At 66.4% G+C, this 22189-nt stretch carries 14 protein-coding genes; 7 read left to right on the top strand and 7 right to left on the bottom strand.

The annotated features are described in order from the left end of the window. The first annotated feature begins 236 nt into the window (after positions 1–236). Together BMY25_RS17400 and BMY25_RS17395 are read left to right on the top strand one after the other, a co-directional pair. Positions 237–2417 (top strand): TonB-dependent siderophore receptor, encoded by a 2181-nt coding sequence (locus BMY25_RS17400; RefSeq protein ID WP_092498923.1) that lies wholly within the window; start codon positions 237–239, stop codon positions 2415–2417. A 164-nt stretch (positions 2418–2581) separates the two neighbouring features. Next, positions 2582–2923 carry a hypothetical protein gene (locus tag BMY25_RS17395; RefSeq protein WP_092498921.1) on the top strand — a complete coding sequence of 114 codons (342 nt, stop codon included), beginning with the start codon at positions 2582–2584 and terminating at the stop codon, positions 2921–2923. Positions 2924–2950: 27 nt separating this feature from the next. Here the strand turns inward: BMY25_RS17395 and BMY25_RS17390 are convergent, their stop codons facing one another. The 7 genes from BMY25_RS17390 to fdnG all read right to left on the bottom strand — a co-directional run bounded on the left by BMY25_RS17390 (position 2951) and on the right by fdnG (position 11924). Next, on the bottom strand, positions 2951–3331 hold the full coding sequence (locus BMY25_RS17390; RefSeq protein ID WP_092498919.1) for a hypothetical protein: 381 nt from the start codon (positions 3329–3331) through the stop codon (positions 2951–2953). Further along, a complete protein-coding gene (gene selB / locus BMY25_RS17385; RefSeq protein WP_092498917.1) occupies positions 3328–5319 on the bottom strand; it encodes a selenocysteine-specific translation elongation factor in 1992 nt (663 codons plus the stop codon). The genes BMY25_RS17390 and selB overlap by 4 nt, the downstream gene beginning before the upstream one ends. Further along, positions 5316–6158: a tetratricopeptide repeat protein gene (locus tag BMY25_RS17380; RefSeq protein ID WP_428976983.1), complete on the bottom strand. Its 843-nt coding sequence runs from the start codon at positions 6156–6158 to the stop codon at positions 5316–5318. Before BMY25_RS17380 ends, selB begins: the two co-directional genes overlap by 4 nt. A 4-nt stretch (positions 6159–6162) precedes the next feature. Further along, positions 6163–7083: a formate dehydrogenase accessory protein FdhE gene (gene fdhE / locus BMY25_RS17375; RefSeq protein ID WP_092498915.1), complete on the bottom strand. Its 921-nt coding sequence runs from the start codon at positions 7081–7083 to the stop codon at positions 6163–6165. A gap of 74 nt (positions 7084–7157) precedes the next feature. After that, entirely contained in the window at positions 7158–7841 is a 684-nt protein-coding gene (locus BMY25_RS17370) for a formate dehydrogenase subunit gamma (RefSeq protein WP_092498913.1), read from the bottom strand. Further along, positions 7841–8839, bottom strand: coding sequence for a formate dehydrogenase subunit beta (gene fdxH, locus BMY25_RS17365; RefSeq protein ID WP_092498911.1), 999 nt, complete (start codon positions 8837–8839; stop codon positions 7841–7843). The genes BMY25_RS17370 and fdxH overlap by 1 nt, the downstream gene beginning before the upstream one ends. Position 8840: 1 nt before the next feature. Further along, the gene (gene fdnG, locus BMY25_RS17360; RefSeq protein ID WP_143062037.1) at positions 8841–11924 is read right to left on the bottom strand and encodes a formate dehydrogenase-N subunit alpha; all 3084 of its coding nucleotides are present in this window, start codon (positions 11922–11924) and stop codon (positions 8841–8843) included. 417 nt (positions 11925–12341) lie between these two features. Here fdnG and bcsN point away from each other — a divergent pair, with 417 nt between their 5' ends. The 5 genes from bcsN to BMY25_RS17330 all read left to right on the top strand — a co-directional run bounded on the left by bcsN (position 12342) and on the right by BMY25_RS17330 (position 22132). Further along, the gene (gene bcsN, locus BMY25_RS17350; protein ID WP_092498905.1) at positions 12342–13655 is read left to right on the top strand and encodes a cellulose biosynthesis protein BcsN; all 1314 of its coding nucleotides are present in this window, start codon (positions 12342–12344) and stop codon (positions 13653–13655) included. Positions 13656–13787: 132 nt separating this feature from the next. Next, positions 13788–15974, top strand: coding sequence for a UDP-forming cellulose synthase catalytic subunit (gene bcsA, locus BMY25_RS17345; RefSeq protein WP_092498903.1), 2187 nt, complete (start codon positions 13788–13790; stop codon positions 15972–15974). After that, a complete protein-coding gene (locus BMY25_RS17340; protein WP_092498901.1) occupies positions 15971–18811 on the top strand; it encodes a cellulose biosynthesis cyclic di-GMP-binding regulatory protein BcsB in 2841 nt (946 codons plus the stop codon). Before bcsA ends, BMY25_RS17340 begins: the two co-directional genes overlap by 4 nt. A gap of 13 nt (positions 18812–18824) precedes the next feature. Then, complete coding sequence (locus BMY25_RS17335) at positions 18825–19889, top strand: family 8 glycosyl hydrolase (protein WP_092498899.1); 1065 nt, start codon at positions 18825–18827, stop codon at positions 19887–19889. Next, on the top strand, positions 19880–22132 hold the full coding sequence (locus BMY25_RS17330; RefSeq protein ID WP_143062036.1) for a hypothetical protein: 2253 nt from the start codon (positions 19880–19882) through the stop codon (positions 22130–22132). The genes BMY25_RS17335 and BMY25_RS17330 overlap by 10 nt, the downstream gene beginning before the upstream one ends. The last annotated feature ends 57 nt before the right edge of the window (positions 22133–22189 follow it).

Here is a 22189-nt window from a genome sequence, read left to right as displayed (position 1 = left end):
AAATCGCAGCCCCGACCCAACCAGGGTCGGGTCAGCCAACGACGATCTCGCGGACGATCGGCCCGCGACCGGGACGTCCCGTTTCCGGAGAGTGTGATTCCGGCAACAGTTCCCGGCAACCTTTCGCGCCACCTTGTCGAAGCCTCCAGACCCCACTATCCGAAAACTTGATGTATTTGTTCAGGTTTAGACTCGCTCCAAAGAGAGGGTCGGTGTCGCCTGGGAGTTTTGAAAAAATGAGAGCTTCACCCCGCCTCGGTTTGGCCCTTCTGTCCGGAGCAGCGCTGCTGACGATCCCCGCCACCGGCTGGGCCCAGGACACCGCCGACGCCAACACGGCGGCGGCCGGTGGCGACACGATCCAGCTCAGCACGGTGGAGGTGCAGGGCTCCGGAGAGACGGCCAAGGGTCCGGTGCCCGGCTATGTCGCCAGCCAGAGCGCGGTCGCGACCAAGACCGACACGCCGATCCGGGAAGTGCCGCAGTCCATCGCCGTGCTCGGCCGCGAAGAGATCGAGGACCGGCAGGCCCAGTCGCTGGACGAGGCCCTGCGTTACACCGCCGGCGTCCGCGCCCAGACCTACGGGCCGGATCCCCGCACCGAATGGCTCTTCATTCGCGGCTTCCAGGTTGGTCAGGACAGCCTCTTCCGCGATGGGCTGGCGGAATATGGCTACGCCTTTGCCGGCTTCAAGAACGAACCCTTCGGCCTCGATCGCATCGAAGTGCTGCGCGGCCCCGCTTCCGTGCTCTACGGCGGCAGCTCGCCGGGCGGGCTGATCAACCTCGTCAGCAAGCACCCGACCACGGAGCCGCTGCACTACGTCGAGACCGGCGTGAATTCCAACGGCAACGCCTATGGCGCTTTCGACATGGGTGGAAAGGCCGATCCGAACGGCGTCTGGTCCTATCGCCTGACCGGCCTCATCCATGGCGGCGGCACGCAGACCGACAAGGCCGACGATTTCCGCGGCTATATCGCGCCTGCCGTCACCTTCCGCCCGAACGACAGCACCACGCTGACGCTGCTCGGCTCCTACGAGCATGACGACGTCAATCATCCGAGCGGCTTCCTGCCCTATTACGGCACGGTGAAGCGCGCACCTTTTGGCCGGATCGCCAGCGACTTCTTCTATAGCGAGAAGAACTACGACAAGTTCTATCGCCAGCAGGAGATGATCGGCTACGAGTTCGAGCACAAGTTCGACGGCAACTGGACGGTGCGGCAGAACCTTCGCTATTCGCACCTCAAGATCGTCGAGCAGGAACTGGCGCCCTACGGCTACGTCAATTCCGATCTCACCGACCCGACCAATACGTACCAGCTCGGCCGCTATGCCTTCCGCACGACGCCGGAGGTCAACTTCCTCACCGCCGACACCCAGGCGCAGGTCGATTTCGCGACCGGTCCGCTGACCCACAAGCTGCTCTTCGGGCTCGACTATCGGAACTACCACCTGGACGACAAGCAGGGATCGGGCCTCGGCACGTCGATCAGCGCGGCGGATCCGCAGTACAGCTCCGACGCCTTCTCCACGACGCCCTACCTGAAGACTCGCTACGAGCTTCAGCAACTCGGCACCTACGTGCAGGACCAGGTCAAGCTCGACAAATGGCTCCTGACGCTGAGCGGCCGATACGACCATCTCTGGACCGATGTCGACAACCGCCTGACCGGCACCGGCTACAGCAATGACGACGGAGCTTTCAGCGGCCGCGCCGGGCTTGCCTACCTCTTCGACAACGGCCTGACGCCGTATGTCAGCGTCTCGCATGCGTTCAATACGGTAATCGGCACCAACTATTACGGCCAGGCCTACAAGCCTGAGGAGGCGGACGAGTACGAGGCCGGCCTGAAGTACCAGGCACCGGGCTCGAAGAGCTCGATCACGGTCTCGGCGTTCAACCTGACCCGCACCAATACCCAGACGACCGACCCCAACAACATCCTGAACACCGTGCAGATCGGCGAAGTGCGTTCGCGCGGCGTGGAAGCGGAGGGCGTCGCCCAGTTGACCAACGGGCTGAAGGCGATCGCCTCGATCACGGCCTACGACCTGGAAGTCACCGACGATCCGGATGCGTCCATCATCGGCAAGCGGCCCACGGTCGTCCCGGATACGCTGGCTTCACTCTGGCTCGACTACACCCTGCAGAAGGGCCGCTTCGAGGGCGTGAGCTTCGGCGGCGGCGTGCGCTACATCGGCAAGTCCTACGCCGATACGGCCAACACGCTGGAAGTGCCCGACGCCACGCTGTTCGACGCGGCGATCCGCTACCAGCGTGACAAGTGGGGCATCGCGCTCAACGTCAACAACATCCTCGACAAGAAGTATGTTTCCGCCTGCAGCAGCGCCACGGTGTGCAGCTACGGCGACCGGCGCACGGCCTACCTCAAGGCCAGCTACCGCTGGTAGCTTCCTTCCCGCGCTTTCGGGCGACAACTCTCACCGAAAGGCCGCCCCCGGGGCGGCCTTTCCGCATTCCGCTACCGGATCGCCGCGCACCGCCCCCGGCCTACACATGCGCGCGGAACCCGCGCGCGGAGGCCACGTTCCCTTCTCAAACGAAAGGAACTCAGATGCGTCTGCGGATCGGTACATTGGTGTTCATGACGGCCCTTACCGCGGCGACGTGCGCTTTCGCGCAACAGCCTGTTTCGGACCAGTCGCTGAAGAAGCCGAGCGCCTGCGGACAGGCTAAGGCGACCGAGCCGGCGACGCAGCCTTCCCAAAGCGCCGACTCGGGCACGAAACCGGGCAATGCCGGATCGACCGGCTGGAGCGGTGGCACGGGCGGCTCGTTCATCGGCACGACGCCTTCCGGCGCGAGCGCGGACTCCCCGAACGCCCACGCGGAAACAGCGACGGGCCTCGACCCTACGCAATCGCAGCCGAAGCCCGCCCAGAACTCCGGCTGCTGAGCCGTATCGCCGAATTCCGGGTCGCGCTCAGTGCGTGACCCGCTCCTCCAGCGAAAGCCGCAGTCCGTCGCGATTGAAGAACTCGCCATCTCGAATGATCGTCCGGTCTTCGTGGAGGTGCCGGACGAGCGACGCCAGGCGGCGCTTCGCTTCCCCGTCCTCCACCAGTCCCTCCTCCCCCGCACGGAAGAAGACGGCGCCGTTCCACTCGACGCCCGCACCGGAAAACATCGCAACCATGTCGGCCCAGCGCGGATCGTTGCCGATCACGTGAAGATAGGCCGAGCGCAGCAACGCGACCTCGGTTTCTCCGATACCCAGCAGCACAATCAGCACCGTGAACGAGCCGGTATTGTCGAAGGTTTCGATCAGCCAGTCGTCGAAATCGGTTTCGGCGGGGGCACTCATGGGTCGGGCCTCGTTGTTTCCTGCCCGTGCGGCAGGGCGGATCGCTCGATGCCGACGGCCTCGGTTGCTCCGAAGAGATCCAGCGCTTGCGGGTTCAGGCGACGGAGATCGCCCCGGCGGAGCGTCAGCCCGGCATGGTCGAAGAATTCCAGGATCTGGATCGCGACCTTGCGGCCATTGTTCATGCGGTCGCGAAAGAGCGCCGCGTTGAACTGCCCTTCCCGGGTCTTTCCCGCGACATCCATCGCGATGCCCACCATCTCGCGCGTGGTGGCGCGCAGGAAGAAGTGGTCGTGCGCGATCTCGTCCACGCGGCCGAGGCGCGCGCAAAGTTTCAGCACGCGGCGGACATTGCCCTCCGGAACAGCCAGCAGCCCGGCAAGGTCGCGCACCCGGGGCGGCCGGAAGCGCTCGCCATCGCCGAGATGGCCGAAAAGCTCGCGCCAGATTTCCTCGTCTGCCTCCGTCAGCCGCACCTCGTGGGTCGGCAGACGCACGAAGGCGCCCTCGATCGAAACGAGGCCCGCCCGCGCCAGCATCTGCAGCGCGGCGGCCACCCCATCGGGCGGCAATTTGGGATCGGCAAGGCTGCGCAGCTTCTCGCGGCCGAGCCCCTGCACGTCCGGCGCCTCGGCGTGGAAGCGCTCAAGCGTTTCCGTGGCCGTTGCGGAGAAGCGCTGCCATTGCGCGGGCGAAAGCGCGATGACGCGTCCGTCGCCGGGAAGCGTTTGCGGCGCGACCGCCGCCAGCAGCGTCGCGGACTGCTCCTCCGAGAGCGCGCGGTCGCGCATGAAGGTGGTCACGTCCACCCAGAACGGCGCGATATCGAGCAAAGCCGACAACGCGGCGGCGGGATCGGTGGCGGTCAGCGCATCGAGTTGAGCGAGGCGTTCGGCCGTACGGCGCTTGCGGGCCGGCGGCCGGAGATCCAGAAGACGTCCGCCGCCGATCGTGCGCTGCGCGGACACGTCGCGAATGACGTAACGGTCGCCCACCGTCGCGGCGATCGGTGTGTCCAGCACGAGCTGGACGCGGCCCGTGCCTCCCGGACGCACGGAATGCTCGCCCAGGAGCGCGATCCGCGCACCGACTTCCGCCGCGTGGTGGTGCAGGCGAACCGGGAACCAGTGCCCGATCGCCTTGCGCTCGGACGGCAACACGCGAAGGTCGGCGTCGATACGATCGGTCGGCGCGTGCAAGGCGGGATCCAGCACGACATCGCCGCGATGGATCGCCTCCTTGGAAATCGCCTCGCCGACGAGATTGAGGGCGCAACGCTGCCCCGCCACGCCGCGCTCGGCCGGCCGGTTCTGCGCGTGGATCGACCGGACGCGCGCCGGCAGCGCCGACGGGCTCACCAGCACGCGGTCGCCCACGGAAACCGCGCCGGAGAGCACCGTCCCGGTGACCACGGTTCCAGCGCCTTGCAGAGTGAAGCAACGATCGACGGCAAGACGGAAACGGCCCCCGGTCCGCGCCCGAACGAAATCCTGTTCGGCCTGGATCAGACGAGCCTTGAGTTCCGCGACGCCTTCTCCGGTCAGCGTGGAAACCGGGACGACGGGCGAACCTGCGAGTCCTGTCGGCTCCAGCAGCGTGTCGATCTCCGCCGTCACCTCGGCGAGCCGCTCGGGGGAAACGAGGTCCGCCTTGCTCAGCGCGACGATGCCGCGCTCGACGCCAAGCAGATCGAGGATGGCCAGGTGCTCCGACGTCTGCGGCATCGGCCCGTCATCGGCCGCAACCACCAGGAGCGCCATGTCTATGCCGCTGGCGCCGGCCAGCATGGTGTGCACGAAGCGCTCGTGGCCCGGCACATCGACGAAGCCGAGGACATGCCCCTCCCCCGCCGGCACATAGGCGAAGCCGAGGTCGATCGTGATCCCGCGCGCCTTCTCTTCCTTCAGCCGGTCCGTATCGACCCCGGAAAGCGCCTTCACCAGCGAGGTCTTGCCGTGATCGATATGCCCGGCGGTGCCGACGATCATGCCGCGCGTCCCCTCGCGGAGAGGGCCGGCGGAAGCGTCGCTTCCTGTTCGGCGGTCGCAATATCCCCGGGCGTCAGCGTGTTGCGGACGGGTTCGAGGAACGGCGCGGCGAGCGAGCTACCGCCGGCCTGCGCCCGCAGGAGCCACGTCAACGCTTCGCGGCCGTCGCGACCGATGCCGTTGCCGAGATGCAGCGACGCGCCGAGCATGGCCTGCCCGTCGGCATCGCCGCCGAGCGCCGCCTGCCGCCACCAATGGGCCGCCCGGACCGGATCCCGATCGAAGCCGATTGCGTTGTGATGCATCATGCCGAGGCGCGTCATGGCGCTGGCAATGCCGGCATCGGCGGCGGAAAGCGCCCAGTGGCGGGCTTCGTCGATGCGCCCCGGCGTGGCTTCGCCTTCCAGCAGCATCCAGCTCAGCATGTCCTGCGCCGGCCCGTCGCCCTGCGAGGCGGCGGCCCGGTAGAGCTGCTCGGCCCGGGCATCGTCGGCCTCGACGCCGTCGCCGCGGAAATAAAGGGCGGCGAGATTGCGTTGGCCGACCGGATCGCCGGCCTCGGCCGCCACGGTCAGCCAACCCAGAGCCAGCTTGAAGTCCTGCTCGACGCCGAGCCCCTCCGCGAAACAGGCGCCGATATTGCTTTGCGCGCGCGCATGGCCCGCCCGCGCCATGGGCTCCCACAGCGCGAGGGCCGTCTGGTAATCGCCGCGCCTGGACGCCTCCACCGCCTGCGCCATGGGATCGTCGGCGGCGGGGTCTTCCCTTCGGCTCGCGGCGGAGGTGACCCGGCTTGCCGCCTCGCGCGCGACCCGCCCCAGGTGCTCGATCCAGCGCACCGGATCAGTAGCCCAGGAGATAGGGATTCAACGCCGCGCGGCGGTATTCCGTGTCGCGCATCAGGAGGTCGAGGCCAAGGCTCGCCACGTCATCCGCGACGGGATCGAGCGACGGGTTCTTGTTCGCGTAGAGGATCTTCACGTAGCTGCCGCACTCGTCGCAGACCTCGGCCTTCACGGTCGCGTCGCGGTCGTCCTCGGCAACGGAACGGTAGCCCACCCCCTTGGTGGAGCCGCAGGTCACGCATTTCACGCGCACTTCGTTCCACTGCGTGGCGCAGCAGGAGCAGACGCAATAGCGCGCGCCTTCCGCTCCCATCACGCCGACCACCATCGAAGCGATAGGCTTGCCGCCGCAGACGGGGCAGACGCCGACGCTGACGGGCACCAGACGGGTGGCATCGGCACCGCCGGCCCAGCGCGCCATGTGGACCTGCAGACCGGCGGAGACGAAGAGGTTCGCGGCCAGCGTTTCCACCGGAATGGCGTCGGACAGCGCGTCGCGGATCAGCGTGTCGAGCGTCGCGTCGTCGGCCTGCCGGAGAGCGGCGAGCGCCGTGGCGGCTTGTTCGGGCTTCTCGATCGCGTCCGCCTTCTCGAAGAGGGCGCGCAGCGTGGCGCGGACCTGTCCGCCGGACACCGAAGAGCGGTCGATCGGCGGCATCTGCCCGGTTCGCGACCGTTCGGTCACCTCGGCCAGGATAGGCTCGGCAGGTGGCAGGTCGTTCGCGATGTCGGACTGCGCGCGGCTGATCTCCGCCAGGAAATGGAGATAGGCAGCAAGGTCGCTGCCTGGTGCCAGGCCGTCGAAGCGTTCCGCACGGCGCGCGAACAGGCGCGAGGCGTCGGGAAGCAAAGCGAAGGGTGCCTTGGGCACCCCCCCGATCGCGGACGGATCGGGCTGAATCGTATGGGTATCGGACATCTTACCTCGGTGGGCGGGCCGGACCGGCCACGCCCCTGTCGTTTGTCATGCCGCGCCGGTCGCCGGCGGGCGGCTCATTCTGCGGGCGTTTGCCGGCCCCGGCCCGCCAGGTCGCGGAGCCACTTGCGATGGTGCCGGTATGCCCAGCCGCCGGTCACCGTTCCCCGCGTCATGGCGCGGATCGTACCCCGCGTCCAGATGCCGGCATAGACGTGCAGGATGAAGACGCAGATGATCAGCACTGCGCAGATGGAATGGATCAGCACCGCGTACCGCTTGGTCTGCACCGCCGTCGCCGCGCCGAAATACTGGTCCCAGATAATCACACCGGTGACGATCAGGAGCAGGATCAGCCCCGCCATCGCCCAGAAGATGAACTTCTGGCCCGCATTGTACTTGCCGACTTCCGGCAGCTTTTCATCGTGCCCGCCGATGATGTCCTTGGCATGAGACAGCCATTGCACATCGGTCCTGGTGGGCAGGTTGGCCCGCCAGAGCTGCGCGAAGAAGATGAAAAAGCTGACGAAGAGAACCACCCCGATATAGGGGTGCCAAGCCCGCGTGTTCTGGCCGCCTCCGAAGAGGCCGGTCAGGAAGAACAGCGAAGGGTGGAAGAGGGCGAGGCCCGAGAGAGCCAGCAGGATCAGCGACACCGCCGTGATCCAGTGGTTCGCCCGAGCGGCCGGACCATATCGGTTCACCGTGATCGGATTGCCGGGATGGATCGCATCGCCGGGCTGTACGCGTTCGGCTTTCATCAGACGCGTTCCTCCGGACGGTGGCCGTCGGCACCCGGATCAGTCGCGGACGGATTGGACGTCAGCTTCTCCGCGCCTTCCTCATCCTCATCCGTCACCCGGTTCGGCTTGCCGAGGATACCGTGCAGGATGCTGCCGGCAGCCGCCAGCCCCATCACCGCGAGACCGGCATATTTTGTGACGCCCTTCCAGGACTGGACGACGGCCGAGATCTTCGGCTGGTCCGGCAGGTCGGCATAGATATGCGGCTTGTCGTTGTGATGCAGCACATACATCACATGCGTCCCGCCGACGCCGGGAGGATCGTAGAGGCCCGCATTGGCGTAGCCGCGCGACTTGAGGTCGGCGATGCGCTCGTCCGCGTGCTTCTTCATGTCCTCCTTGGTGCCGAAGACGATGGCCTGGGTCGGACATGCCTTGGCACAGGCCGGCCCCTGCCCGACCGCGACGCGGTCGGAGCAGAGCGTGCACTTGTAGGCGCGCCGGTCCGTCTTGGAGATGCGGGGGATGTTGAAGGGGCAACCCTTCACGCAATATCCGCAGCCGATGCAGTTCTCATGGACGAAATCCACGATGCCGTTGGAGTACTGCACGATCGCGCCGGGGGCCGGGCAGGCCTTGAGACAGCCCGGGTCGGAGCAGTGCATGCAGCCGTCCTTGCGGATCAGCCACTCCAGATTGTCGGTCTCGGGATTCACCCACTCGGTGAACCGCATCAGCGTGAACATGTTCTCGGAGAGATCATGCGGGTTGGTGTAGACGCCCACGTTCTCGCCGACGGCGGGATGCGTGTCGTTCCACTCGATGCAGGCGGACTGGCACGCCTTGCAGCCGATGCACTTGGAGACGTCGATCAGCTTGGCGACGGGCGTCAGCTGACGTTCCGGCTTGGGCAGGCTGGCCGTGGCCGAGCGACGAATGAGATCGCGCTCGCCCAGGTTGCTGTCCATCGGCTGGATTGGCGGATTGCTGACCGCCGTGCGAGGACTATCCATCATTTCAGACCCCCACCGGCGCCGTGGTCGGCTCGATGTTGACGAGGAACGCCTTGTATTCCGGCGTCTCGATATTGGCGTCACCGACGAACGGGGTGAGCGAGTTCGGGCCGAAGCCCTTCTTCGCCGCGCCCATGAAGCCCCAGTGCAGCGGAATGCCCACCACATGGACGGCCTTGCCGTCGCACATCAGCGGCCGGATGCGCTTGGTGACCACGGCCTTCGCCTTGATCGACCCGCGCTTGGACCAGACGCGAACCCAGCCGCCCAGCTCGATGCCCTTTTCCTTGGCGAGTTCTTCGGAGATCTCGACAAAGAATTCGGGCTGGAGCGCCGCGTTCACCGGGTTGTGCTTGGTCCAGTAATGGAAGTGCTCGGTGAGCCGGTACGAGGTCGCCGCATAGGGGAACTCGTCGGCCGTGCCGAACTGCTTCACATCATTCTGGAACACGCGGGCAACCGGATTGCCGCGGATCTTCGGGTTGAGCACGTTGGGGATCGGCGTTTCGAACGGCTCGTAATGCGCCGGGAACGGCCCATCACGCATCAGGCCCCGGGCGAACAGGCGGGAAACGCCTTCCTGGTTCATGATGAACGGCCCGACATCCTGCGGCTTCGCGGTCGGAGCGATATCCGGCACGTCGTAGCCCGACCACTTGGAGCCGTCCCACTCGATGATCTTGCGGGCCGGATCCCAAGGCTTGCCGTTCATGTCCGCCGAAGCCCGGTTATAGAGCGTGCGGCGGTTGAGCGGCCAGGCAAAGGTCCAGTTGAGGTACGCGCCGGTGTCGTCCGGATCGTGGTTGTCGCGGCGGGCCATGTTGTTGCCGTGCTCGTTCCAGCAGCCGGAATAGATCCAGCAGCCCGACGAGGTGGAGCCGTCATCGCGAAGCTGCGAGAAGTTCACGAGCAGCTTGCCGGCCTCGACCTGCACCTTTGTCGGGTCGGTGGGATCGGTGAGCTGCGTGATCGCCCGGCCGTTGATCTCCTTGGCGAGTTCCTCGGCGGTCGGCTCCTGCGGGTTGGCGTAGTCCCACGACAGGTTCAGAATCGGATCCGGGAACGCGCCGCCTTCCTTGCGGTAGAGTTCGCGCATCCGCAGGAAGATCTGCCCCATGATCCAGTTGTCGTGCTGCGCTTCGCCCGGAGGCGAACCCGCCGGCCAATGCCACTGGATCCACCGGCCGGAATTGGTGAGCGAACCCTCCTCTTCCGCAAAGCAGGTGGTCGGCAGCTGGATCACTTCCGTCTGGATGGAAGCCGTGTCGACGTCGTTGTAGTCGCCGTGGTTCTCCCAGAAGTGAGACGTTTCCGTCTCCAGCGGGTCCATGGTGACCAGCCACTTCAGCTTGGACAGAGACCGCGTGATCTTGCCCCGGTTGGGGAAGGCCAGCACAGGGTTGAAGCCCTGGCAGAAGTAGCCGTTGACCTTGCCCTCATCCATCATCTCGAAGATGCGGAGCACGTCGTAGGCCGGCACGTCGAGCTTGGGCAGATAGTCGTAGGCGAAGTTGTTCTCCGGCGTCGCCGCAGCACCCCACATCGCCTTCTGGAAGCTCACGAAGAACTTCTTGTAGTTCTGCCAATAGCTCGTCTGGCCCGGCCGGAGAGGCTTGAAGCCGCGCGTGCTCATATAGGTCGGGAAGTCGACTTCCTTTTCGGTCGGGATATTGAGATAGCCCGGAAGGAGGTGCGACAGCAGACCGATATCGGTCAGGCCCTGGATGTTGGAATGCCCGCGAAGCGCGTTCATGCCGCCGCCGCGCACGCCGATATTGCCCAGGATGAGCTGGAGCATCGCCATGGTGCGGATGTTCTGCGAACCGCTGGAATGCTGCGTCCAGCCGAGCGCGTACATCGACGTCATGTTCTTGGTCGGCGAGGAGCACTCGGCCATCATCTCGGCCACCTTCAGGAATTTATCCTTGGGCGTGCCGCAGATTCTCTCCACCATCTCGGGCGTATAGATCGAGACGTGCTCTTTCAGCAGGTTCCAGACGCAGCGCGGATGCTGCAGCGTCATATCGACCACCGCGAACCCATCGTCACCGATGACGTAGTCCCACGACGACCGGTCGTAGTCGCGTTTGGTCTCGTCGTAGCCGGTGAACAGGCCGTCTTTATATCCGAAGCCGTCCTTCACGATGTAGGCGGCGTTCGTGAAGTTCTTCGTGTACTCCCACTGCACCTTGTCGTTGTCGATGCAGTACTTGATCACGCCATTGAGGAACGCGATGTCCGTGCCCTGCCGGATCGGAGCATAATAGTCCGCCACCGACGCGGTGCGCGTGTAACGCGGATCCACGACGATAAGCTTCGCGCCGCGGTGGGCTTTCGCCTCCGTGACCCATTTAAATCCGCAAGGATGCGCTTCTGCGGCATTGCCGCCCATCACGACAACAAGATCGCTGTTCTTGATGTCGGTCCAGGCGTTCGTCATCGCGCCACGGCCAAATGTTGGGCCCAAACTGGACACCGTGGGGCCGTGTCAGACGCGCGCCTGATTATCGAATGCTACGATACCTGCGCTGCGCACGACCTTGTAGGTCGCGTAAGCGGTCTCGTTGGAGGTTGCGGAAGCGGCGAGGAAGCCGACGGTCGTCCAGCGGTTGACCGGGACGCCCTTCTCGTTCTTCGCGATGAAGTTCGCGTCGCGGTCGTCCTTCATGAGACGGGCGATGCGATCCAGCGCCTGATCCCAGGAAGCGCGCTCGAACTTGTCCGTGCCCGCCTTGCGGATCATCGGATACTTCAGGCGCGTCGGGGCGTGGACGAAGTCCTTGAGCGCCGCGCCCTTGGGGCAGAGCGTGCCGCGGTTCGTCGGGTGATCCGCATCGCCCTCGATATGAGTGATGACGGCGGTTTCGCCCTTGCGGACGTCGCCCTTGGAGTAAATCAGGATGCCACAGGCAACCGAGCAGTAAGTACAGGTGTTGCGTGTCTCGGTCGTGGTTGCGAGCTTGAACGGACGCACATGCGCCGCAACCGCCGCTTCGGCATCGCCGAAGCCCATCGACCCGAGAGTCGTTCCTGCAACGCCCGCACCCGCAACTTTCAAGAAGCTGCGCCGCGAGAGTTCCATATTCATGAATACCCTCCTTCGAAGGCAGGAGCGGGCCCCGTAGCCCGCAATCTATTAAGCCGTATTTTCGAGCGGTTCTAAAGTCAATGAGATGGATAAACGTGCGACGGAGAACCGCTTCAACAAATGGCGATTGTTCCGCTCCCATCTTGAGGCCGGCAGACGGCATCGCCGGTGAGCGGACGCCGAAGGCGCGACAGATCAGCCTCCGCCGGCGCCAAGAAGAACCGTCGCAAAATCAACTTCTCTCAACCTGTGGTGCATCTGCAACGCCCAATCGCCGACGGCAGCATGCGAGTTGATTTTTGATGCCGCAGCAGCGCTTATCTGGGGAACTGATTCGAAGCGGGATTCGCTTCGTGAGTCCCGGCCTTGTGCAGATTTCCGGGTGAGAACAAGAAAGCGCCGGAGCAGACGGCTCGAATGACACGGAAGAACTTCTCGCCGAGCCGCCTTTCCGCTGCGAGCCGCCTTCTGCCGGTCGCGGTCGCCGCCGGCCTGCTCGGAGCTTGCGCCTCCGGTGCGCAGGACCCGGAGATCGCCCATCAGGCCATCGAGATCCAGCCGGCCCAGGCTTATATTTCCCCGCCCCCGGGAGGTCCGGGCATCGTCGGCGTGATCGAGCGCCGCAACGCGAATGCGCTGACGCAGGAAATCGCGCTGACCACCCGCTCCCGCTTTCCCGGACAGAACGTCATCGAGGTGACGGTGTTCGGCCCGGTGGCGCAGCGTACCAGCGCGGAGAACGTCGCCACCGACGACCGGCTGTCGCCGTCCTCGATCAGCAAGGAAATGCGGCGCCTGCTGCCCAACGTGGCGATGACGAAGTCGCCGAACTACGTGCAGAACCAGTACGGCCCGTTCGGCTATGCGCTGGGCCAGCCGGGCGGCGGTGAACTCTGCATGTTCGCCTGGCAGCGCGTGGGCTCGGTGACCGGCTCCTTCACCAGCCAGGGCTCGGTCGCCGTGCGCGTGCGGCTTTGCGAGCCGGGCGCCACGGAAATCTCGCTGCTGCAATTGATGTACGGCTACAGCATCAACGCCTATTTCCTGTCGCCGACCTGGAACCCCTACGGTTCGCCGCTGCCGCCCGCGCCCGAACTCGGCGTGGCCGGCGCCAGCGTCTACCCGACGGCCAAGCCCGCGCCCGGAATGCCGACCTCCACGATCCGCCTGCCGGCCAACACGGTGCATGGCGACGAGCAGCCGGTGCGGCGCGCGCGGCCGCAACCCGCCGAGCCCACGCCGGACCCCAAGACGATGACGCCGTCCCCCGGCATGATGACGCCCATGGGACCCGGCGCGCCGGCGCCGGCGATGCAGGCGCCGATCGTGCCGGTGCCGCCCACGACGGGCTCGGTGATGCCGCAGGCGGCGGCACCCGCTCCCGGCACCATGCATGGCAATTATCCGCCGATCATGCCGGCAGCTCCGACGCCGATCGCGCCTGCCGGTGTCGGCGCTCCGGCTGCCGACATGTTCGCCGCACCGCTGCCGCCGACTCCGGCCGCGATGGTCCCCGCTTCGATGGCGCCGGTGGCCACCGCCGCGGCCCCGGCTCGGCCGTCCGTATCCAGGACGACAGCACCCAGGACGACAGCGCCGCGGGCAACGGCGCCCAGAACCGCCGCGCCTGCCGCATCTGCCGCACCCTCCCCCGCATTGACGGGCCGCGCGCCGGCCGGGCAGAATTATCCCGTTGTACCTCTTCCCCCCTCCAATGTGGGGGGCCAATAAGAATTTCGATACCAAAACCGATCGTGATTTCAGTTAAACACCGACCGTTAAGCTAATCCGGTCCTATTCACCGTCTCGAATATCGCGTGTTTCCTGTGCCGCTCTGGCCCAGGCTCACTAGGGGCTGAACGGATGAAGAAGGCAGCGCTGGTATTGCTCTGGGCACTCGCTGCCGCCGCAGTGATGCTGATCATCACCCTGCCGATCAACCTGCAGGCCCACCTGATCATCGGCATCCTCGTGGTCGCCACGATGATCATCCTCAAGATGATGAAGCCGGAAGGCAATTTCCGGCTGATCGCGCTGGCCCTCGGCACCGCCATCGTCCTTCGCTACGTCTACTGGCGCACGACCAGCACGCTGCCGCCGCTGAACGAGCCGGCGAACTTCATTCCGGGCTTCATGCTCTATTGCGGCGAGATGTACAGCGTCTTCATGCTGTTCGTCAGCCTCTTCGTCGTGTCCAGCCCGCTGCCGAAGCGCGTCGCGCCGCCGATCGACCCCGAGAACATTCCCTTCGTCGATATCTTCGTGCCCACCTACAACGAGGATGCCGAGCTCCTGACGATGACGCTGGCGGCGGCCAAGGCGATGGATTACCCGACCGACAAGTTCAAGGTCTGGCTCCTCGACGACGGCGGCTCGGACCAGAAGTGCAACTCACCGGACGTGGCGACGGCGGTGGCCGCGCAGGAACGCCGGGCCGAGTTGACGGCGCTGGCCGAGGAACTGGGCGTCACCTACCTGACGCGCGCCCGCAACGAACACGCCAAGGCCGGCAATCTCAATAACGGCCTGAACCATTCGCACGGCTCCATCGTGGTGGTGTTCGACGCCGACCATTCGCCCGCCCGCAGCTTCCTGCAGGAGACGATCGGCTATTTCGCCCAGGATCCCAAGCTCTTCCTGGTGCAGACGCCGCACTTCTTCATCAATCCCGACCCGCTGGAGCGCAACCTTCAGACTTTCGAGTTCATGCCGTCGGAGAACGAGATGTTCTACGGCCTGATCCAGCGCGGGCTCGACAAGTGGGACGCTTCGTTCTTCTGCGGCTCCGCGGCATTGCTGCGGCGCGAGGCGCTGGAGCAGACCAACGGCTTCAGCGGCATCAGCATCACCGAGGATTGCGAGACCGCGCTCGAGCTGCATTCCAGCGGCTGGCACTCGCTTTACGTCGACAAGCCGCTGATCGCCGGCCTGCAGCCCGACACCTTCGCGTCGTTCATCGGCCAGCGCACCCGCTGGGCACAGGGCATGATGCAGATCCTGCGCTTCCGCTTCCCCCCGGGAAAGCGCGGCCTGAACCTCTGGCAGCGGCTCTGCTACATGTCGAGCACGCTGTTCTGGCTGTTCCCGCTGCCGCGCCTGATGTTCCTCATCGCGCCGCTTTTCTACCTCTTCTTCTCGCTGGAAATCTTCACGGCCTCCGGCGCCGAGTTCATGGCCTATACCTTCTCGTATATGATCGTGAACCTCTTGATGCAGAACTACCTCTACGGCCGGTTCCGCTGGCCCTGGGTGTCGGAGCTCTACGAGTTCATCCAGTCGGTCTATCTCTTCCCGGCCCTCCTCTCGGTGGTCGCGAACCCGCGCAAGCCGACCTTCAACGTGACGGCCAAGGGCGAGTCGCTGGCCGAGGATCGCATCTCGGAGATCGGCAAGCCGTTCTATATCATCTTCGCGGTGCTGCTGGTCGGCGTCGCCGCGACCGTGTGGCGGATCATCGAGCAGCCCTACAAGGCCGATGTCACCATCGTCGTCGGCGCCTGGAACATCCTGAACCTGATCATGGCGGGCTGCTCGCTGGGCGTGGTTTCCGAGCGCAGCACGCGCCGCCTGTCCCACCGCGTGGACGTGCAGCGCCGGTGCAGCTTCCATTTCGGCGAGCAGACCATCCCGGCCATGGTGGAGAACGTATCCATCGGCGGCGCGCGCGTCCGGGCCGTCGGCCATCTGCAGAACGTCGTCAAGGGCGCCGCGGCGTCCATCACCTTCGAGCCCCTTTCTTCGCTGGAGGTGAAGACGCTGCCCATGGTGATCCGCAATACCTTCAACGAGGAAGGCGGGCTGATCCTGGGTTGCCAGTTCATGCCGACGACGCCGCAGCACCGCCAGCTGATCGCCGACCTGGTCTTCGCGAATGCCGACCAGTGGACCAAGATCCAGGAGGCGCGGCGCACCAATGTGGGCGTCCTGCGCGGCACCTGGTGGTTCCTGACCACATCGATCTACCAGACCGGGCGCGGGCTCTCCTACCTGTTCCGCCGCCCCAAGCCGGCGCAAAGCCCGGCTCTTTCGGCGGCGACTGCCGGCAAATGATGCGCTCGACTTTCCCTGCAGGACGCGGACCCAGGGTCGCCGCGCTTCTGCTTGCCCTCACCGGCACGCTCGCGGCTCCGATCGGCGGCACGGCGACGGCACAGACGGCGACGCCCTTCGACATGACGCCGGAGGAGCAGTCCGCGCCGGCCCCGATCGCGCCATCGACGACTGCCCCTCCGGCGGCGGCCCCCTCCGCGACACCGCCTTTCCAGGCGTCGCCCTCCGCGACACCGGCCACGCCGCCCTTCCAGCCGTCGCCTTCCTCAACGCCGGCCACGCCGCCCTTCTCAGCGGCCCCATCCTCTTCTCCGGCTCCCTCTCAGGCCCCGGCGCAAGCCCAGTCCGGCGGACAGATGGCGGCGCCCTCCGCACCGTTCCAGCTCGCGCCGAACAGCACCGCCGCGCAGCCGTTCAATCTTGCGCCGCAGGCGCAGCCGACGCCCGCCGCGCCGCAGCCCTCATTCCCGACGGCGACCGGCACGCCCCCTGCCCCGTCGGCGATCCCGATGCAATCGGCGGTCCCGCCACGTCCGAACGCGCCGGCTGGAAACGCGGTGCCGGCCCGGACCGGCGCCCCCGGTTCGGCCACTGCGATCAACCGTTTCATCCTGCCCGATCCCAAGCTGCGGCTGAACGGCGAGACCGCTTCCCGAGCCTGGTCTGTGTTCCTGACCGGCGACGAGGCGGCACAGGGCGCCGACCTGAATATCGGCTACCAGAATGCCATCTTCGACATGCCGGAGGCCTCCCGCCTCCAGGTCCTGATCAACGACGTGCAGGTGCTCGACACGCCGCTGGCGTCCGGCAACGGGATTTCCAAGCTGACCGCGCATGTCGGCAGCAACGTGCTGCGCTCCGGCCCGAACACGGTCCGCCTTCAGGCGACGCAGCGCCACCGGACCGACTGCACCGTCCCCTCCACCTACGATCTGTGGACCGACATCGACCCCAAGAGCACGGGACTGGTCCTGAACGGCGGCCGCACCCAGACGCTGCGGACGCTGGACGACCTCCCAGCCGTGGGCATGGATGCCGACGGCATCACCACGGTGCGCATCATCGCGCCGAGCGGCGAGCAGCCCGTGGTCGGTGACCGCCTGCTTCGCACCGTGCAGGCCATATCGCTGCGGGCCCGCTTTCCGCATCCCGTGGTGGTCGTGACCGGCACTCTCCCGGCGCCCGGCGGACCCGGCACGCTGAACGTCGTCGTCGGCACCGGGACGGAGATCGGCAACCTGCTGTCCTCGCCTCCGGCCGAAGCCAGCGCCCACTCCTTTATCGGCTATGTCGACGAGCCGCGCCTCGGCGGACAAGCGCTGGTGATATCGGGGCCGAACTGGTCCGACATCGACGCGGGCATCGAACAGCTCGCGGCCGGCGTTTCGCGCCCCATCGGCGCGCCGCGCAACGCCTTGGACACGGCTCCCTATCAGGCGCCGGATGCGCCGTTCATCGCCCAGAAGGGCAGCGTCAGCCTGGCGGACGTGGAAGTGCCGACGCAGGAATTCTCCGGTCGCCGCTTCCGGACGGAGTTCGCGGTGGGCGTTCCCTCCGATTTCTACGCGCAGGCCTACGGCATCACGCTTGTCCACCTGGACGCGGCCTATACGGCCGCGGTGCTGCCGGGCAGCCATGTCGACATCTACGTGAACGGGCAGATCGCCTCCACCGTACCGATCACCTCCAGTGGCGGGGGCATTTTCCGGCACTTCCCCGTCAAGGTGCCGCTGCGCAACTTCAAGCCCGGCCTGAACCAGATCGCGATCGAGGCGATCCTGCGCACGCAATCCGACGAGGAATGCGCGCCGGGCGCGACGTTGCCCGGCGACAGCCGCTTCGTGCTGTTCAACACGACCTCGCTCGACATGCCGAACTTCGCGCGCATCGGCCGTACGCCGGACCTCTCCGGCCTTTCCGGCACCGCCTTTCCCTACAATCTCACCGCGTCCTCCATCGCGCTGGTGCTCGGTCGGCACGATCTTCCGAGCTACTCGGCGGCGGCGACCCTGCTTGCGCGCATGGCGCATGACGCCGGCCGCGTGCTCTCGGTCGACAGCTCCGTGGGTGCCAATGCGGTCGGCAACCGCCCCGCCATCTTCCTCGGCTCGGCCGGCCAGCTGCCGCAGGGCATCCTGCCCGTCGCCGGCGTTGCGGAAAGCGCCCGCGCGTCGTGGCCGGCTGCGCCCGCCTCGGTGCCGAATTCGCCGGAAGCCCGACCCTACGATTCCGTCCTGCAGGATTTCCGCAATCGCCAGGAGCAGGGCAACGGGCAGACCGCCGCCAACCAAGGCGCCCTTTCCGGCACCAGCAACGCCGATATCCTGGCGCGCTGGCAAGGCCAGGTGAATGGCGGGGCGATCATCGGCAGCATCACGCGCTTCGAGAACTGGTTCAAGCAGACCTTCGACATCTCGGCCTCGTCGCTGCGGCTCGGCGCTCCGCCGATCGTGCCGTTCCAGCCCTCGCCGCAGACGACGCTCGTCATCGCGCAGGGTCTCAATCCCGACCGGACCGTGCCGTGGACACTGATCACGGCCGGCACGCAGGAACAGCTCGTCGGCGGCCTCGCCGAGATCACCGCGCCGGATCTCTGGTCGCAGGTCGGCGGCCGCCTCACCGCCTACCGCACCTCCACCCGGCGCGTGGACGTGCTGCCCGTCGCCTCGTACATCTTCCTGCCGACGCAGCCCCTCGGCTTCAGCAATCTCCGCCTGATCGCCGCAAACTGGCTTTCCATGAACATCGTGGCCTATGCTCTCGTGCTCGCCGGATTCTGCGTGGTGTTGGGAATCTCGACGGCGGCGCTGCTGAAACTGATGGGCAGGCGCACTTAATCAGGACACCGACATGCGATTTCGCCTCAGCTTTCTTCTCGCGACATTGGTGATGGCTGTGGTCTCTCCCCTTGCTTCGGCAGCGTCGATTTCGCCGGCCGGCACGGTGAGCCCGGCCGACTGGCAGTCCTACCAGTCCCATTTCGTGGACCAGAGCGGCCGCATCGTCGACGATGCGAATGGCGGCATCAGCCACAGCGAAGGCCAGGGCTATGGCTTGCTGCTGGCGTTCTCCGCCGGTGACCGGGTCGCCTTTGAGCGGATCTGGACGTTCACCCTCACCGAACTGATGATCCGGGACGACGGCCTCGCCGCCTGGCGCTGGGAGCCTTCGAAGACGCCGCACGTGACCGACGTGAACGACGCCAGCGACGGCGACATCCTGATCGCCTACTCGCTGGCGCTCGCCGGAAGGGCCTGGGGCGATCAGCGCTACCTTCAGGCGGCGCAGACGCTGGCGAAGGCGATCGGCAAGAACGTCGTGCGCAAGATCGGCGGCCGCACGATCCTTCTGCCCGGCGTGGAAGGGTTTACGCCCCAGGAGCGGGCCGACGGCCCCGTCGTTAACCTTTCTTACTGGGTGTTCGAGGCGCTGCCGGTCCTCGCGGAGCTCGATCCGGACACGGATTGGGCCGCGCTTTCGGCCTCCGGCCTTGATTTGATTGGGAAATCCCGCTTCGGACCGACCGCGATGCCATCCGAGTGGATATCCCTCAAAGGGGGATCACCCGCCCCCGCCAGTGGCTTCCCCATCCAGTTCGGTTACAATTCGTTAAGGATACCTCTTTACCTCTTGCGGAGCGGATCAGCGGATTCGCAGAGGTTGTCTGCCATTGGACGGAACTGGATGCAGGTAAATTCCGGAACGCCGGCAGTGGTCAATCTCCAGACGGGGAAGACCGCCGCCATGTTGACGGATCCGGGATACCGCATTCTCCCGGCGCTGATGGCGTGCGCCCTGAACGGCACGCGCATCCCCGACGATCTGCGCCAGTTCCAACCCACCAATTATTACCCGTCCACGCTTCAGCTGCTTAGCCTGGGGCTGGTCGGGCAAGCCTATCCACAATGTCTCTGAAGGCGACATTGCTGGCGGCAGCGATGGGGGCTTCGGCTCTGGCGGTGGCGCAGCAGGTGCTGACGCACAGCCCCGAGGCGACCCATCGGCCGGCAGCGCCGATTTTCGGCTATGCGGAAGCGCAGGGCGCGCTGCCCGGCGCCTCCCCCTCCACTCTCCAGGCCGCTGCTTCCACGACGTCCCCTGCGCCGACCGCCCCGGCGACTGCGCCCGCCGCCAACGGCAATCTCGCCTCATCGCCTGCCGGCAACGCCGCCCAGAATGCGGGGGGGCCCAAGGTCGACGAAACCGCCCTGCGCTATTTCGCCCAGCAAGGCGACCAGAAGCGGCTGCGGGCCGAAATCGCGCGCCTGCGCGCGCTTTATCCCAACTGGGTGCCGCCGACGAACTTCAACGAGCCGGCCCAGGTGGGCGACCCCGAGCTGGACCGCATGTGGAAGCTCTACGCCGCCGGCAAATACGGCGACGTGCGCAGCGCCATCGCGGCTCGCAGTGCGGCCGATCCCAACTGGAAGCCGCCGGCGGACCTGATCGCTCGGCTCGACGCGGCGGAAGCCCGCCAGCGCATCGCGAACTCCGCCGATGCCGGTCAATGGGGCTCGGTCATCACGCTGGCCAGCCAGAACCCGGCGCTTCTCACCTGCGCCGACGTCGACACGCTCTGGCGCGTGGCGGAAGCCTTCTCGCGCACCAACCGCAACGACCGGGCGCGCGACGCCTATATCTACATCCTGAAGAGCTGCCCCAATCCGCCCGAGCGACTCGCCACCATGCAGAAGGCTCTCGCGCTGCTGCCCGACGACATGGTCAACGGACTTCTGCAGTACGAACACAAGGACGCCAACGGCCAGGGTGAATTCGAGGCGATCCGCGACGATCTCGCCCGCCGTCGGGTCGGCAAGGCGGCCGAAGATCCCTCCATCACCGTCTCCGCCGACGATGTGAAGCGGGTGGAGCGTCTCGCCCGCGACGGCCAGAGCGCCGACGACGCGCTGCTCGCCGGCTGGTATCTCTATCGCCACAACCAGCCGCAGGATGCGCTGGACTTCTTCAAGCTGGCGCGCGAACGCAACGACAGCCCCAAGGCGGCGGAAGGCTATGTCCGCAGCCTCACCGCGCTGGGTCGTGCGCAGGAAGCCGAGCCGGTCGCCTATGAATGGCACGACCGCTCCGACGATAATCGCAAGGCTTATGCCGACGTGATCACGGCACTGCTGACCGCCGATCCGCCGGTTGCGCTGAACGCCGAGACATTGGCGCACATGGCGCCCTTCGTCGTGCAGCAGAAGGATGCGCAGGGAGCGCAGGCGCTCGGCTGGTACGCCTATAACGGCAACCAGGTGGCAACCGCGGAAGTCTGGTTCACCACGGCTCTGGGATGGAAGCCGGACGATGAGCCCTCCGCCTACGGCCTGGCGCTCTGCGCGCAGCAGCGGCGGGACACGGCCAAGCTCGACGCGATGATCCGGCAATGGGGGGCTACGTCGCCGCGCATCGCCGCGCTCGCGCCGCAGGCTACGCCCGCCCCGCGCGGTCGCCGGGGCGCATCCGCCCCCTCGTCCTCCGCCCCCTCGTCCTCCGCCGCCGCTCCGTCTCTGGAAACGGCCCACGAGGTCGCGGTCGAGCGTCGCCCGGCGCGTCGCGAACCCGTCCAGCAGGCTTCCGCCCAGGCAACGGTCGCTCCCGAACCTCAGCAGACCGGCGCCGCCACGCCTTCCGGCGGCCAGTGCGGCTCCGTCAGCGCGGAATCCGGCAAGCTTTCCGCCCAGGCGGCGCTGACGCAGGGCTGGTGCCTGATGCAGCTCAGCCGACCGATGGAGGCGATCGCGGCCTTCGACGTGGCGATGCGCACCGGCAGCGGCCAGACGGCGCAGGACGCCGCCTACGGCAAGAGCTTGGCTTACCTCCGCAAGGGCCTGACCAGCGAAGCCGCCGTCGCGGCCTCCGCCGTGCCGCTGCAGGGCAACCGCGGGACCGAGCTTTCCGTCGCGATCATCACGCAGCGCGCGCTGTCGGCTTACCAGGACGGACGCTACAACGAGGCGATCATCGCGCTGCAGAACCGCGCCCAGTACGCGCCCGAGCAGAACGATCTCCTGATGGTGCGCGGCTGGTCCTATTATCATCTCGGCCGCTACCGCGACGCCCAGAAGATCTTCATGGCCGTCGCCAAGACCGGCTATTCCACCGAGGCGCTTCGCGGCCTTAACGCCATCGCGCAGACGACAAACCGCACGCGCTGACCGCCGAAGTTTGCCGCGCCGACCTTTGTCGCGCGGCCTTATCCCGCACTGCACCAT

Source organism: Faunimonas pinastri, from assembly GCF_900110915.1.
Classification (GTDB): Bacteria; Pseudomonadota; Alphaproteobacteria; order Rhizobiales; family Afifellaceae; genus Faunimonas; species Faunimonas pinastri.
The sequence above is the reverse complement of the archived record's forward strand: the minus strand, read 5'-3'. Positions and strand labels throughout refer to the sequence as shown.

Coding starts and splice junctions, on each gene's coding strand:
- BMY25_RS17330 (WP_143062036.1), top strand. CDS start 19,880: ATGTCTCTGAAGGCGACATTGCTGGCGGCAGCGATGGGGGCTTCGGCT.
- fdhE (WP_092498915.1), bottom strand. CDS start 7,083: ATGTCCGATACCCATACGATTCAGCCCGATCCGTCCGCGATCGGGGGG.
- BMY25_RS17340 (WP_092498901.1), top strand. CDS start 15,971: ATGATGCGCTCGACTTTCCCTGCAGGACGCGGACCCAGGGTCGCCGCG.
- BMY25_RS17395 (WP_092498921.1), top strand. CDS start 2,582: ATGCGTCTGCGGATCGGTACATTGGTGTTCATGACGGCCCTTACCGCG.
- BMY25_RS17335 (WP_092498899.1), top strand. CDS start 18,825: ATGCGATTTCGCCTCAGCTTTCTTCTCGCGACATTGGTGATGGCTGTG.
- BMY25_RS17370 (WP_092498913.1), bottom strand. CDS start 7,841: ATGAAAGCCGAACGCGTACAGCCCGGCGATGCGATCCATCCCGGCAAT.
- fdxH (WP_092498911.1), bottom strand. CDS start 8,839: ATGATGGATAGTCCTCGCACGGCGGTCAGCAATCCGCCAATCCAGCCG.
- selB (WP_092498917.1), bottom strand. CDS start 5,319: ATGATCGTCGGCACCGCCGGGCATATCGATCACGGCAAGACCTCGCTG.
- BMY25_RS17390 (WP_092498919.1), bottom strand. CDS start 3,331: ATGAGTGCCCCCGCCGAAACCGATTTCGACGACTGGCTGATCGAAACC.
- bcsA (WP_092498903.1), top strand. CDS start 13,788: ATGAAGAAGGCAGCGCTGGTATTGCTCTGGGCACTCGCTGCCGCCGCA.
- BMY25_RS17400 (WP_092498923.1), top strand. CDS start 237: ATGAGAGCTTCACCCCGCCTCGGTTTGGCCCTTCTGTCCGGAGCAGCG.
- bcsN (WP_092498905.1), top strand. CDS start 12,342: ATGACACGGAAGAACTTCTCGCCGAGCCGCCTTTCCGCTGCGAGCCGC.